The 14,329-nt window shown below is 36.1% G+C and carries 13 protein-coding genes; all 13 read right to left on the bottom strand.

The window, feature by feature from the left end; all coding sequences use genetic code 11:
* Nucleotides 1-44: 44 nt before the first annotated feature.
* A complete protein-coding gene (gene dapA, locus SLH52_RS08040) occupies nucleotides 45-917 on the bottom strand; it encodes a 4-hydroxy-tetrahydrodipicolinate synthase (protein ID WP_320208741.1) in 873 nt (290 codons plus the stop codon).
* 119 nt (nucleotides 918-1,036) lie between these two features.
* Complete coding sequence (gene dapG / locus SLH52_RS08035; protein WP_320208740.1) at nucleotides 1,037-2,290, bottom strand: aspartate kinase; 1,254 nt, start codon at nucleotides 2,288-2,290, stop codon at nucleotides 1,037-1,039.
* A 58-nt stretch (nucleotides 2,291-2,348) separates the two neighbouring features.
* The gene (gene asd / locus SLH52_RS08030; protein WP_320208739.1) at nucleotides 2,349-3,395 is read right to left on the bottom strand and encodes an aspartate-semialdehyde dehydrogenase; all 1,047 of its coding nucleotides are present in this window, start codon (nucleotides 3,393-3,395) and stop codon (nucleotides 2,349-2,351) included.
* Nucleotides 3,396-3,575: 180 nt separating this feature from the next.
* On the bottom strand, nucleotides 3,576-4,178 hold the full coding sequence (locus tag SLH52_RS08025) for a dipicolinate synthase subunit B (RefSeq protein WP_320208738.1): 603 nt from the start codon (nucleotides 4,176-4,178) through the stop codon (nucleotides 3,576-3,578).
* The gene (gene dpaA, locus SLH52_RS08020) at nucleotides 4,178-5,077 is read right to left on the bottom strand and encodes a dipicolinic acid synthetase subunit A (protein WP_320208737.1); all 900 of its coding nucleotides are present in this window, start codon (nucleotides 5,075-5,077) and stop codon (nucleotides 4,178-4,180) included. The genes SLH52_RS08025 and dpaA overlap by 1 nt, the downstream gene beginning before the upstream one ends.
* 555 nt (nucleotides 5,078-5,632) lie before the next feature.
* The gene (locus SLH52_RS08015) at nucleotides 5,633-5,884 is read right to left on the bottom strand and encodes a YlmC/YmxH family sporulation protein (RefSeq protein WP_214482731.1); all 252 of its coding nucleotides are present in this window, start codon (nucleotides 5,882-5,884) and stop codon (nucleotides 5,633-5,635) included.
* Nucleotides 5,885-5,987: 103 nt separating this feature from the next.
* The gene (locus tag SLH52_RS08010) at nucleotides 5,988-7,223 is read right to left on the bottom strand and encodes a pitrilysin family protein (protein ID WP_320208736.1); all 1,236 of its coding nucleotides are present in this window, start codon (nucleotides 7,221-7,223) and stop codon (nucleotides 5,988-5,990) included.
* An 83-nt stretch (nucleotides 7,224-7,306) separates the two neighbouring features.
* Nucleotides 7,307-8,266: a polysaccharide deacetylase family protein gene (locus SLH52_RS08005; RefSeq protein ID WP_320208735.1), complete on the bottom strand. Its 960-nt coding sequence runs from the start codon at nucleotides 8,264-8,266 to the stop codon at nucleotides 7,307-7,309.
* Nucleotides 8,267-8,759: 493 nt separating this feature from the next.
* Nucleotides 8,760-10,874: a polyribonucleotide nucleotidyltransferase gene (gene pnp, locus SLH52_RS08000; RefSeq protein WP_320208734.1), complete on the bottom strand. Its 2,115-nt coding sequence runs from the start codon at nucleotides 10,872-10,874 to the stop codon at nucleotides 8,760-8,762.
* 115 nt (nucleotides 10,875-10,989) lie between these two features.
* Complete coding sequence (gene rpsO, locus SLH52_RS07995) at nucleotides 10,990-11,259, bottom strand: 30S ribosomal protein S15 (RefSeq protein ID WP_214482727.1); 270 nt, start codon at nucleotides 11,257-11,259, stop codon at nucleotides 10,990-10,992.
* A 105-nt stretch (nucleotides 11,260-11,364) separates the two neighbouring features.
* A complete protein-coding gene (gene ribF / locus SLH52_RS07990; RefSeq protein ID WP_320208733.1) occupies nucleotides 11,365-12,333 on the bottom strand; it encodes a bifunctional riboflavin kinase/FAD synthetase in 969 nt (322 codons plus the stop codon).
* Nucleotides 12,334-12,575: 242 nt separating this feature from the next.
* The gene (truB, locus tag SLH52_RS07985) at nucleotides 12,576-13,496 is read right to left on the bottom strand and encodes a tRNA pseudouridine(55) synthase TruB (RefSeq protein WP_320208732.1); all 921 of its coding nucleotides are present in this window, start codon (nucleotides 13,494-13,496) and stop codon (nucleotides 12,576-12,578) included.
* Nucleotides 13,497-13,944: 448 nt separating this feature from the next.
* Nucleotides 13,945-14,313, bottom strand: a complete 369-nt coding sequence (gene rbfA, locus SLH52_RS07980) for a 30S ribosome-binding factor RbfA (RefSeq protein WP_320208731.1) — start codon at nucleotides 14,311-14,313, stop codon at nucleotides 13,945-13,947.
* Between the last annotated feature and the right edge of the window lie 16 nt (nucleotides 14,314-14,329).

The raw sequence follows: 14,329 nt of genomic DNA, 5'->3' as shown, positions 1-14,329 counted from the left end.
ACGAAAAAAAAGAGCCATCACAATTGTGATGGCTCTTTCCTTCTTTAAATTTGTTGTAGTAGTTTGGATAATTTCACCCGTTCATGCTCCGCTAAAGGCACTAACGGTAATCGAACTGAACCAACATCTAGCCCGCGTATTTGTAAAGCTGTTTTTACTGGTGCCGGACTCGGTGCCATGAAAAGACCCGTCATAACAGGTAATAGTTTTTGGTGAAGTAATGCTGATTCACTTAACATATTATTGCGATATGCATGGATCATTTCCTGCATCTCATTGCCAATAACATGTGATGCAACAGAGACGACTCCACTGCCCCCTATTGCAAGTATAGGAAGAGTTAAACCATCATCTCCACTATATAAAAGAAAATCTTCGTCAGTATTTGCGATGATTTCTGTCATAGCATTTAGATCACCACTGGCGTCTTTTACCGCAACGACATTGTCAATTTTTGAAAGTTTAATAATCGTCTCTGGTGAGATATTAGTGATTGTTCTGCTTGGAACATTATAAAGCATAACAGAAAGCTTAGTGCTGTTGGCAATTGCTTTAAAATGTTGATATAAACCTTCTTGATTTGGTTTATTGTAATAAGGTGCTACAAGAAGAATCCCATCTACTCCTGTTTCTTCAGCTTTTTTTGTTAATTCAATAGATGCATACGTATTATTACTTCCAGTACCAGCAATGACTGGAACCCTTCCAGCTACTTCTGAAACCACATGTTGGAACAAAGCGATTTTTTCTTCAGTAGATAAGGTTGCTGATTCACCTGTAGTACCTGAAATGACAAGGGAGTCTGTACCATTGTCAATTAAGTAATTTACGAGTTGGCTAGTTTTCGAAAAATCAATATTGCCACGATTATCGAATGGTGTAACCATCGCAGTAGCCACATTCCCGAAATCAATCAATCTTCCCACTCCTTACTAATATTTGTAAAAAGATACTTCAAAAAGTCCGGAACAAACTCATGCATTAGATCAAAGCAGTCTGTTCTTCCCCTTATGATTATCCTCAATAATGAACACTATCATGATGTTTTATGATTATTACTTCCGACTTCGTGATTTTCTCCTGAAAGTTGAAAGGCATCGTGCAATGCATTGACAGCTTTCACCATATCATCCTGTTTAACTAACACCCAAATGGTCGTATGACTATCAGCTGATTGTAAAATTTGAATTCCTAGTTCTGATAACGCTGTTACGATTTTCGCTGTTACTCCAGGAACACCATTTATTGCAGCACCGACAGTAGACACCTTTGCACAATGTCTTGTAATGATTGGATCATAACCTTTGCGTTTTAAGATTTCAATCGCATGATCTGTTAATTCGTCAGGAATTGTGTACACTACTCCATTTGGTGTAATGTTAAAAAAATCAACACTGATTTTTTCATTAGCCATTGCTTGAAACACTTCTGTTTGAAGGTTAAACTCATTTTCTTTAGCAAACACTTTGATTTGTGTAACATTAGAAACATAAGCAATGCCTGTAATAAGTCGTTCTTTCACATCGCAACCTTTATTATTTTTATCTAATGTGGTAACAAGTGTCCCTGGTGAATTGGAATATGTTGAACGGATTCTAATCGGAACTTTAGCTTGCATAGCAATTTCAACAGCACGAGGGTGTATAACCTTTGCTCCTTGGTATGCCATATTACATATCTCATTGTATGTTACTATGTCTAATGGTTTTGCAGAAGAAACGACGCGTGGGTCAGCCGTCATGACACCCTCTACATCTGTGAAAATATCTATCCATTCTGCATGAAGTGCAGCACCGAGAGCTGCTGCAGATGTATCACTGCCACCACGACCAATCGTAGTTACATCTCCATACTTCGTAGCTCCTTGAAATCCAGCTACTACGATAACATCATAATCAGCTAGTAACGAAATGACACGATCACATTTCATATCTGTAATCTTCGCATTCGTGAAGTCATCATTCGTGCGAAAACCTGCTTGTGCACCAGACATTGCAGTTGCTTGAATTCCAAAAGAATTTAACATATTTGAAAAAACCACACTGGAAATTATTTCACCACAAGATAGCAACATATCATGTTCGCGTTTACTTACCTTACTTTTATCTGAACCTAACAAATCAATTAAAGTATCTGTTGCATAAGGGGCGCCTTTTCTACCCATAGCAGAAACAACCACAACAACTTTATAGCCCTCTGATAATGCATGTTCAATATGCTCCCTAGCTAGGTTACGACCCTTTTCGTCTTTTACAGAAGTTCCTCCAAATTTTTGAACGATGATTTTCATTATTACACCTCTTGTAGTTTTCCAACTTCATACAAGATTTAACTCAGCTTATATGAATTTACACTAAATTTAATTTAATTAGACTTTCTGCAATTTGCACAGAATTCCAAGCTGCACCTTTTAGTAAATTATCAGATACTACCCACATGTGAAACCCATGATCACGGTCTAAATCTTTACGTATTCTACCTACAAAAACATCGTTTTTACCTACACAATGAGCAGGCATTGGATAAACCTGTTCTGCTGTATTGTCTTGAACGACTATACCAGGTGCATCCGATAGTACATTAATTACATCTTGCGCTGCAACATTCTGATCCTTAATCTCAAAATATACTGATTCAGAATGCCCTGTTTCTATAGGAAGACGCACGCATGTCGCTGCAACTTCTAAATCTGGTCTATGCATAATCTTTTTTGTTTCATTGATCATTTTCATCTCTTCAAACGTAAAACCATTATCTTGGAATTTATCAATTTGCGGTACCGCATTAAATGCTATTTGATAGTGCTTATCGTCCCCACTTACCGGTAGTACAGCGGGAGTAAATTCTTCATTGTCAATAATTGCTTTTGTTTGATCTTTTAATTCTTTAATTGCAGCTGCACCTGCACCAGATACTGCTTGGTATGTTGAAACTAATACTTTTGTTAGTCCAAATGCTTTTTGAATAGGTTCTAATGCAACGACCATTTGAATGGTCGAACAATTCGGATTAGCAATAATGCCTTGATGGTTTTTAAGATCTTCTTCATTTACTTCAGGAACAATGAGAGGTACATTTTCATCCATTCTGAACGCGCTTGTATTATCAACAACAATCGCACCATGCTTCACCGCTTCTGGTGCAAATCGTTTTGAAATACTACCACCTGCACTAAAAAGAGCTATATCTACACCTTGAAAACTCTCTGGTGTTGCAACTTGCACTTCTACTTCATTCCCATTAAACAACACTTTTTTTCCTGCTGAACGCTCTGAAGAAAGCAAGGTTAGCTTTGCAACTGGGAATTTTCGCTCTTCTAAAGTTTTGATCATTTGTTGTCCAACTGCTCCTGTTGCTCCTAAAACTGCTACATGATATCCTTTAACGTGCTCCATTTTACTGCCCCTTTCGAAAGTAACCAACTAAGGTATCATTCATCATTAATGAGGAATAGTTCATCTGTTCCCCTATTTTATAATAAACAATATTTTATCATATTCACGTATTAAAGAAGAGCAGTTTTTAAATAAAATCCCTCATAATTTTGCACTTCTATTATATTTTATCAAGTTTATTCAAAGTTGGCTATCTTGAAAGCGCTCAATTATTACTGGTTGTAATTGTTGACCTTCCAGTGCTGATAATACGGTATCCTGTAGCTTATCCATATTAGCAACCATAGAGTTTGGTTTCTTTACTGGTGCGTCTTGACCAAAAGGAATAAAGTATATATTTTTCGTAGCCATTAACCTCATTAAATTGACACCATTCAAGCCAAGCGCATCATTTGTTGAAATACCAACAACCACCGGTCTTTGGTTTCTTAATGTTGCCTTTGCAGCCATTAATACTGGGGAATCAGTCATTGCGTTAGCAAATTTGCTCAGTGAATTTCCTGTTAATGGAGCAATTACCATACAATCTAAAGGAATTTTTGGTCCAAGAGGTTCTGCTTTTACAATTGTATTGATTACTTCTTGACCTGTTAGCTCTTCAATTTTTCGTACCCAATCCTCACCTTCTCCAAACCGTGTATCGGTTGTTTGAACAGTGTGAGAAACAACAGGCAATACCTCGGCACCTGTCTTAATTAGTTGCTTAATTTGTGGTACTACCGCATCATAGGTACAATGTGAACCTGTTAATCCGAAACCTATTCTTTTCCCAACTAAAGACATCATTCGTCCACCTTTCTTTGTTGTAAGTCTTCAATTAACAATTGAGACAGTACATTGGCAACAATTTGACCTGCTGTTTTTGGTGCAACGATACCTGGTAAGCCAGGAGCTAAAAACGCTTTAATACCGCGTTTTTCTGCGTAACGAAAATCAGTTCCACCTGGTTTTGTCGCCAGATCAACAATTAATGTATGGGCTGGCATTCTAGAAATCACGCCTGCTGTCACAATAGGGTGAGGAATTGTATTAATACACACATCAATATCACTAACTTCTTTATTTAATAACGATAAATGAAAAGGCTCTATTCCCATTTCATAAATTCTAGCTAAATGTTCTGATCGCCTTGCACCAACCTTCACCATAGCTCCTAATGAATGAAAAGAACGAGCAACACTCATGCCAATCCTACCAAACCCTAATACTGCTACTTTAGAATTATGAATGGTAAAATCGGTATTTTGAATGACCATCATGATCGTACCTTCAACTGTAGGTATTGAGTTATATATCGCCACATCATCTCTTTCCATTATTTGCACGAGTTTTCTATTAGATGTTGTCGTAAGTTGATCCAAATACTCGTTACTTATACCCGTATAAATCGCACAATGCTCTGGTGTTTGTAATAACATTTCTTTTGTTAGTACTACTTTTTCATTTGAAAATATTGTTTCTATTTTTCCTTCATTGTTCGTTCCAGCTATAGGTAATACGATGGCACTTATATCTGCATATTTAAGTTCGTCAATTTGCTCTTTAGTTGCCCCAGTAAAACCATGGTCTAATTGATCAAACCCTATTAATGATAACTTTGCATCTAACTCAGTTAGCTTCCGTATGACCTCAAGTTGACGTGCATCTCCACCTATAACAACGATGTTCATGCCTGTTAGCATTAAATTCACCTTCTTTTGATGATAAATTACGCGCAAAATGTGTAGGATAAATGCCTATATATTCCCGTTCCTTTCACATTTTATGTTATGGGATTTCATTAGGTGAATGATTACAACAAAAAAGACTAACCAAATCCAGTTAATCTTTTGTTATTGCCTCTATTGTGATATTACGTTATTATCACAAGGCTCTTTTTGGAACCTTTATTACGATTGAAGACGTAAATCGAGAATATAAGTGACCGTATTGGTTTTAGAAAAAATTGCTATGAAACTTTAATTGTATACGTACCTATTTTTTTGAACAAAAAACACCAAAAAATTCGAACACAGCCTTCCTAAAATGTAGCTGATGATCTTGAGAGAAGTTGCAGCAAATTATTGTTTCAGTACTAAATCAACCATCTATGTAAAATAGCATAATGCATTAAAGACAACCGATTGATCGCTTGGGTAAAAGATTGTTAGACACACATTCTCACAAATAGAGATACTCAATCAGGTGGAGTATCATTTCCACCTGATCCAAACCTCTAAGATCTAATTTTTAACAGTTCACTCGTTTGTTTCAGTTTCTGGTATGTCTATAATCACCATATCAGATCCAATTTTTTTAATATGCTTCCAAGGAACACGTACTTCAGTACCTTGTTTCCGAAATCCAAACCATTTTAATGTTGGAATAATTAATGCATTTATCTGTCCAGTTTGCTCATTGATCTCCAAGTCAGTTTGGCCTAGCACTCCTAATCTTTCTGCTCTTTTGACATCAACAATTTCCTTGCCACTTAATTCACTTAATCTCATTTTTTATCCTCCTCTCTACTACATTGTAGGGGATAACCATAAAAAAAATGCCTACAAGTTTCTATAGGCATAAAATCGTTTGGACGATCATGTTGAAGATGGCTTATTTGCCTACCGGCAATATACCGTCAGGACTAATGAGAGCTGTTGAGAACTGTTCTGTAAAAAGTTCTCTTGCTAAACGATTGACACTCTCTTCACTAACTGAATCAATATCTAATAGTACTTCATCTAATGACCGATGACGTTTTAACAACAGTTCGTTTTTACCATTTCTACTCATTCGACTATTTGTACTTTCAAGACTTAATGTTAAATTTCCTTTCATTTGTTCCTTATTATTTTTTAACTCTTTTGTACTAATGCCGTCATTTTTTAAGTCTAATAACGTTTCTTGGACTGTTTCAAATAATGTTTCAAGTTGATGTTTTCCAGTTCCGCCATAAATCGTTACCATACCATTATCTTGATAAGAGGAATGATAAGAAAATATAGAATATGCTAATCCTCTTTTCTCTCTAACCTCTTGGAATAAGCGGCTACTCATACTTCCACCTAAGATATTATTTAACACGATAAGGCTATAAATATCCTTATGCCCTACAGGTAACCCATTAAATCCCATACATAGATGAGCCTGTTCTGTTTCTTTTTTGCGTACTAATTTGTCAGTATGGAAAGATGGCGTCGTTAATTCATCAACCGATACTTCCGATTCATATGATCCAAATTGTTGCTCAACATCTTTAATAAAGCTCTCATTAATGTTACCAGCAACTGAAATCACGACATTTTCAGGTGTATATGTATTCTTCATATAATCTCGTAAAGCTTCTCCAGTGAATGTTTCAAGCGTCTCTTCTGTACCCAAAATTGGATAGCCTAATGAATGCTGACCAAAGGTAGCTTTACTTAATAAATCGTGTACAATGTCGTCAGGAGTGTCTTCGTACATTTTAATTTCTTCAAGCACAACATTCTTTTCCTTCTGTAGCTCTTCCTCATCAAAAACAGAATTAAAAAACATGTCCGACAGTATATCCAAAGCGTATGTTGCATGCTCATCAAGTACTTTTGCATAGTAACAAGTATATTCTTTAGACGTGAACGCATTTACTTGTCCACCGATACTATCAAATGATTCTGCAATCTCTTTAGCGGAACGATTAGTTGTTCCTTTAAAGAACATATGCTCTAAAAAATGTGAAATTCCATTATTCTGTTCATTTTCATTACGTGATCCAGTTTTAATCCAAATACCAATTGCAACTGAACGAACAGAAGGTATATTTTCTAACACAATTCTTGCACCATTTTGGCATGTATATTTCTTAATCAACTTCGTTCCTCCTTAGTTACTGCATTATTAACTAAATTCTCACCTATTAATGTACAATAAGGTGTCATTAAGCGAACGTACCTTCAGCGTAAGATTCGTTCTTCACTTAGTAATGTAGTAACATCAACTATTTGTAGTTCTTTTTGCTTAATTGAAAGTATTAATGTTTCAAGTGCTTGGGTTGTTGAAGAAGTTGGATGCATTAAGATCATTGCACCTTTATGTACTTTAGTTATTACGCGGTCTACTATTACATGAGGCTCTGGGCGTTGCCAATCTATTGTGTCAACACTCCACATAATCGTCCCCATATTTAGCTCTGATGCAATTTCTACAACTTCATCTCGAATGCTTCCACTAGGTGGGGCAAACAAAGTTGAGGATTTATTTGTCGTTGCCTGAATGATGTCGTTTGTCTTAACTAATTGATCGCGGATTTCATCCGAACCCATCAATCTTAAATTTGGATGTGAGTACGAATGATTTCCAACCTCAAAACCAGCGTCCACTATCATTTTTGCAAGGTCAGGGTTCTCTTTTACCCAACGACCTTCTAGAAAAAAAGTAGCTTTTACTTTATGTTTATTTAATATTTCTAACATTGATGGGATGTACTCTGTTCCCCAAGCAACATTGATTAGGAAAGCAACCATCGGTTTATCTGGATGTCCTCTATATATTGGCGAAGGAGGTAAATCCGATAAGTGGATGTTAGGCTGAACTTGTTGAAGTACAAGCTTCTTCTCATCAAAATTACCCTCTTTTTTCATATTCTCATAAGAAGCCTCTATATCAACTTGTAAACCATTATACCCAGGTGTTGCTTTCCACACTTTATGAACCTCAGCATTTTGTGCAGGAATCTTATATTGAGGAGCTTTCTCCTTTATTTCTATGTAAAGTGAATCCATTTGCTTTGCTACAGTCATCGTACTATTTTTTAACCCTTTCACGTAGCTTGATGTGAATGGATTTTGGACTGCACCAATAGTAATAATTAATATTGTTATAAAAGCAAGAATCTGCACTGATAACTTTCTCATTAGTTTTCCCCCTTTATACTAAAAAATATGTATAATGAGGACAAGGTAGAACAACTAACAGTGAAGATGCTATTCAAAATGCAGATGATGTGTTGTTAACAAGCTTAACTCTTCTTCCTTCTATAGGATTCTTTAAACATACATTCTAACAAATAAATACGACTACAATTAGATTTTCATGCCATTTTCTCTTTTAAAAACATTAAGATTTACATATAACTTCGTTTTGCTTTGCATGTATGTAAAAAAAGTTGCTAAAAGAAAGCCTTAAGAAAAACTCGGCTTCATTGCCGAGCTGTCTAAGCTATACATAATGGAAAAAATTCTAAAATTTTGCTGCGTACCCACAGCATGTTGCTTTTCGTACTAGAGATATACACCTAAACTCTAACGTTTGTGACACCTTTGCTACTTTTTATAATTTGATGGCTCGAATAAACTCTCACCTTGCTGTCCATTTTTAAAAAAGTACAGCAAAGTTTTCGAAAAGAGTTTAAGATTTTTGTTCTTGTTCCTTTTGCTCTCGTAAAACTGCTTTTCTTGATAAGTTGACTCTTCCTTGCTTATCAATTTCTATTACTTTCACTAAAATTTCATCGCCAATTTTGACAACATCCTCTACTTTGCCAACACGTTCTTCAGCAAGTGCTGATATATGAACAAGTCCATCTTTTCCACTAAATAACTCAACAAAAGCACCAAATTTTTCAATTCTTTTCACTTTACCTAGATAAAGTTGGCCGACTTCAACTTCACGAACGATATCTTCAATAATTTTCTTCGCCTTTTGGTTCATTTCTTCATCCATATGAGAAATAAAGACGGTTCCATCTTGCTCGATATCGATTTTTACCCCGGTCTCTTCAATAATTTTATTAATTTGCTTACCACTTGGGCCAATCACATCTCGTATTTTATCTGGATTAATCGACATAGTTAATATTTTTGGTGCATACTCAGACAGAATTTGGCGTGGCTCGCTAATTGTTGCAAGCATACTATTTAATATTTCTATCCGACCTTTTTTAGCCTGTAGCAATGCTTCTTCTAAAATTTCACGTGACAGACCTTCAATCTTAATATCCATTTGTAAAGCTGTTACGCCTTTTTCAGTACCAGCTACTTTGAAGTCCATGTCACCTAGATGATCTTCCATACCTTGAATATCTGTTAATACTGTATAATGCTCATCCGTTTTTACTAGTCCCATTGCGATACCCGCTACAGGTGCCTTAATTGGTACACCAGCATCCATCATAGCTAATGTACTTGCACATATACTAGCTTGTGACGTTGAACCGTTAGACTCTAACACTTCAGATACGAGTCTAATTGTATAAGGAAACTCTTTCTCAGATGGGATGACTTGTTCAAGTGCACGTTCACCTAAGGCACCATGACCAATTTCACGACGCCCTGGTCCACGCATTGGGCCCGTTTCCCCAACACTAAAAGAAGGAAAGTTATAATGATGCATAAATCTTTTCGACTCTTCAATGCCAAGTCCATCTAAAATTTGTACATCCCCTAAAGCTCCTAATGTACAAATACTCAATGCTTGGGTTTGCCCACGTGTAAATAAACCTGATCCATGAGTTCTTGGTAAAATTCCAATAGTTGATGAAAGAGGTCGTATTTCATCACCTTTACGTCCATCAGGTCTAACCTTCTCTACTGTAATGAGGCGACGAACTTCTTTTTTTACTAATTTAGCTAAAATTTCATTTACTTGCTTTAAAGTGTCTTCACTTGCATCTTGCTCTTCATATTTTTCTATTACAGATGCTTTAACTTGATTGATTGCTTGCTCTCTAGCTTTTTTTTCAAAGACTTGCACTGCCTTATTAATATCTTCCTCTGCAAATGCTCTAATTTCATTCTCAAGAACTTCATCAACTTCATAAAGTGTTACTTCCATTTTGTCTTTTCCAATTTCCTGAACAATTTGTTGTTGGAATGAAATAAGCCTTTTAATCTCTTCATGTCCAAACATAATTGCTTCAAGCATCGTTTCTTCTGGAACTTCTTCTGCACCAGCTTCAACCATGTTTACAGCATCTTGTGTACCAGCGACTACTAAATGAATATCGCTTTCCTCCATTTGTGAAACCGATGGATTAATGATAAACTCACCATCAATTCTACCAACAACAACACCAGCGATAGGACCGCCAAACGGAATATCAGATACTGATAACGCCAACGAAGACCCGAACATAGCTGCTTGCTCAGATGAACAATCTTGATCCACACTCATGACCATACTTACCACTTGGACTTCATTTCTAAATCCATCAGGGAATAATGGGCGAATTGGTCTATCGATTAGTCGACTAGCTAATATCGCCTTTTCACTTGGTCTCCCTTCTCTTTTAATAAAGCCTCCTGGAATTTTCCCAACAGCATATAATCGCTCTTCATAATTGACTGTTAGAGGAAAGAAGTCAACTTTTTTAGGTTCTTTCGAAGCAGTAGCAGTACTAAGAACAACTGTATCTCCATAACGTACCAACACTGCACCATTGGCTTGTTTCGCTAATTGACCTACTTCTACGGTTAGCTTCCTACCGGCCCATTCCGTAGAAAAGATTTGCTTATCTTGTCCCATAATCATGCCCCTCTCTATTGTTTATATCGTTACTTTAGTATGAACTTTATTTTACAAGTTTTATGTATATTTTTTGCTAACAAAAAAGCGGGAATCCTCTCCCGCTTTCTGTTGATTATCGACGTAAGCCAAGTTTATTAATTAGTTCGCGGTAACGTGTAACATCTTTATTACGTAAGTAATTTAATAGGTTACGGCGTTTACCTACCATTTTTAATAGACCTCTACGTGAATGATGATCTTTTTTGTGAACACGTAAATGATCGTTCAAATTATTAATTTCCTCAGTTAGGACAGCAATTTGAACTTCTGGAGAACCAGTATCACTTTCATGAGTCTTGTATTGACCAATTAGTTCATTTTTACGTTCTTGTGTGATAGCCATCCATTTCACCTCCTCAAAATAATCCCCAGTTACCGAGCAAACGTTGGTGAATCGTATTGCCAAGCAACGGTTCTTTTCATAATACGTATAATAGGTTACACCTTTTTATGACAAAAAGCAAGTCTGTTCCTTATTTTTTTCAAAGTACTTGATTGCTTCTTGTTTATCTACTTCAATTTGCTGTACTAAGTCTTCAATGCTTGAAAATTTTTGCTCGTTACGAATTCTGTCATGCCATTCTATTACGACTTGTTCACCGTATATCATTTCATCGAAATGAAAAATATGAACTTCTACAGAAGGGTTCAGGTCTTCTTTCTTATTAAATGTTGGTTTAAAACCTACATTACATACACCCTGATACCACGTTGATTTCACTTTGATTCGAACAGCATAAACTCCTACAGCTGGATATATATGATTCTCTTCTAGTTTGACATTAGCAGTTGGAAAGCCAATCGTTCTTCCTCTTTTATCCCCATCAATCACGATACCAGATACATGATAATTGCGGCCTAAAAAGCTAGGAAGTGATTTCATATTACCGTTCTTTATCATCCTACGTATAGATGTAGAACTGATCTTCTCATTCCCTTCAGTCAATTTATCAACGGTCGTTTGATCGAATTGATTTCTTGAATGAAACGGCAACGTTTCCATCGTACCCTTACCTAATTTACCATAAGTGAAATCAAAGCCAGCAACTACGTGCTTAGCATGCAAATTAATAATATAATCGTCAACGAATTGCTGAGGTAATAAATTTGCAAACTCGCTTGTAAATTTCACAACATACAGCATGTCTACACCCAATTTGGCAATATATTGTTCTTTAGCTGCTTGTGTAGTAATATATTCAACATGTTTTTCTTTACTTGCCAAGACAACCGAAGGATGAGGAAAAAAAGTCATAACTGCGCTTTTCATACCGAGTCGATTAGCAATTTCTTTCGCAGTTGTTATCACTTTTTGATGACCTAAGTGCACTCCGTCAAAAAAGCCTAATGCCAAAACTGTTTCTGGGATTGATTCCTTTTTCATTTGATGAGGATGAGATATATTTATAACTTTCATTTATTGCTCACCTTTTCTTATTCTTACTCGTTTGTTACCTTTTTGTAGAAAGCTCTTTTCAAAAGCTTTGTTGCTATCATTCCTAAATTGATAAAGATGTCGTTTTACGCAACAGTCATCGCTTTAATGAAGAAAAGATCCCACGAAATTTAACTATATCGTGGTTTATTTCTAGGTACTCTTAACAACTAGCTATACGAAGGCAGCCTTGTAGAAATAGGAAATATGATCGCACATTAAAGCTATACCGTAACTAAAACTTTTTTTGGCTTCATCAAATGCATTTTTTCTGGATGTTTTATATATAATGCTAAACAATGATTAAAACGATCCATCATACAAAAAGGCACATTAACATCTATATATGATAGTTCTTCTGCCATAGGCAAAACTGCACCATTCTTCACTTTCTCTGCTACTTTATCATTTATTTGTAATTTCGGCAAATGAGTAAGTGCGCTTTCTAGCGATAATAATTTCTTCTTCATTTCACCATCATTGACCAACTGCTCGATTTCATCAAAAGATAAGCATTGTTGTAGTGAAAAGTTGCCCGACTCTGTTCGAATAAGGTTGGACATATGAGCCGGAAAGCCTAACAGTTCACCAATCATGACTGCTACTGTACGGACGTATGTACCTTTGCTACATGAAATTCTAAATCGAAAAGAAACTGTATCATTAGTAAATAGCTCTCGGTCATCTAATAAAGACAGCTCGTGGATTGTTATCGTCCTTGTAGGCCGCTCTACCTCAATTCCTTGACGAGCATACTCATATAACCTTTTGCCATTTACTTTTACTGCTGAGTACATAGGTGGAGTCTGTTCGATTTGCCCAGTTAACTGGTCAAACACTTGCAAAACTTCTTGACGACTTATCTCTCGATCTACATTTTTTTCTGCTACAATCTCCCCAGAAGCGTCTTCAGTAGTTGTAGAAAAGCCGAGAGTAACCTCGCCTTCATACACTTTATTTTCGGCTGTGAGAAACTCAACAACTTTAGTTGCTTGACCAACACATAGTGGCAAAACACCGGTTACATCCGGGTCCAAAGTGCCTGTATGGCCTATTTTTTTTGTTTTTAACATCTTTCTTAATTTAAATACACAATCATGGGATGTTAATCCCTTTGGTTTATTTAGTAATAGTATACCATTCAAACTTATCACCTCTTAACTTAGACATGCGTTAACATAATGATCACCTTTTGTAAGTGCTGTTACACTTATACTTTCATGTGAAAAAATATGACTGGGATCATACGCTTTACTACCGCAGGGGTATTTTCCACAACAAACAATGGAAGCATTTGATTTGATGACGCTGCTAGCCATAAATGATAATGGTGAAGTGACCTCGAGGAGATGCGCGTTGAAGAAAGTGTCCAAGAACTTTCCTACTTGCAACCAAAAAGAAAATTACACGGTAACGATCTCTTTATTACTACTTTCGTCTACTTGGTAGCTTGATTTAATATATTTTTGCTATTGATTAGAGCAGAAAAAATGTCACGAACAATAATTATTTTCGTGTTTAGCTCTTACAATTAATGCGAAACTAGCCTAAATCATAGTCACTTTAAAAAAAGGATAGACTGTTCGCCTATCCTCATTCATTATCTTGCTTTTCATTTTTTTCGTCTTTGTTAATATCATGCAATATAGATTCTATTCGATACCCATAGTCAATTGACTCGTCAAACTCGAATAAAAGTTCTGGTGTTTTGCGTAGTCTAATACGCGAACCTATTTCTGAACGAATGAAGCCCTTCGCTTTCTCTAACCCCAACAACGTATTCTGTTTCTCTTCGTCATTACCAAGAACAGATATATAAACTTTTGCTTGTTGTAAATCGCCTGTTACACGTACATCTGTGACAGTTACGAATCCAATACGCGGGTCCTTCATTTTTTGACCGATAATCTGGCCTAGCTCTTTTTTCATTTGTTCAGCTATTCTAGTTGATCTATGACTCATGATAATCACCTCTTTT

The sequence above is a fragment of the Cytobacillus sp. IB215665 genome, from assembly GCF_033963835.1.
In the GTDB taxonomy this organism is placed as follows: Bacteria; Bacillota; Bacilli; order Bacillales; family SM2101; genus Nanhaiella.
Note: the sequence above shows the minus strand (reverse complement) of the source record. Positions and strands in the feature narration are given on the sequence as shown.

Bases quoted from the DNA above. Each gene is read 5' to 3' on its own strand.
- dapG (WP_320208740.1), bottom strand. From the start codon at position 2,290: ATGAAAATCATCGTTCAAAAATTTGGAGGAACTTCTGTAAAAGACGAA.
- asd (WP_320208739.1), bottom strand. From the start codon at position 3,395: ATGGAGCACGTTAAAGGATATCATGTAGCAGTTTTAGGAGCAACAGGA.
- SLH52_RS08025 (WP_320208738.1), bottom strand. From the start codon at position 4,178: ATGTCTTTAGTTGGGAAAAGAATAGGTTTCGGATTAACAGGTTCACAT.
- dpaA (WP_320208737.1), bottom strand. From the start codon at position 5,077: ATGCTAACAGGCATGAACATCGTTGTTATAGGTGGAGATGCACGTCAA.
- SLH52_RS08015 (WP_214482731.1), bottom strand. From the start codon at position 5,884: ATGAGATTAAGTGAATTAAGTGGCAAGGAAATTGTTGATGTCAAAAGA.
- SLH52_RS08005 (WP_320208735.1), bottom strand. From the start codon at position 8,266: ATGAGAAAGTTATCAGTGCAGATTCTTGCTTTTATAACAATATTAATT.
- pnp (WP_320208734.1), bottom strand. From the start codon at position 10,874: ATGGGACAAGATAAGCAAATCTTTTCTACGGAATGGGCCGGTAGGAAG.
- rpsO (WP_214482727.1), bottom strand. From the start codon at position 11,259: ATGGCTATCACACAAGAACGTAAAAATGAACTAATTGGTCAATACAAG.
- ribF (WP_320208733.1), bottom strand. From the start codon at position 12,333: ATGAAAGTTATAAATATATCTCATCCTCATCAAATGAAAAAGGAATCA.
- rbfA (WP_320208731.1), bottom strand. From the start codon at position 14,313: ATGAGTCATAGATCAACTAGAATAGCTGAACAAATGAAAAAAGAGCTA.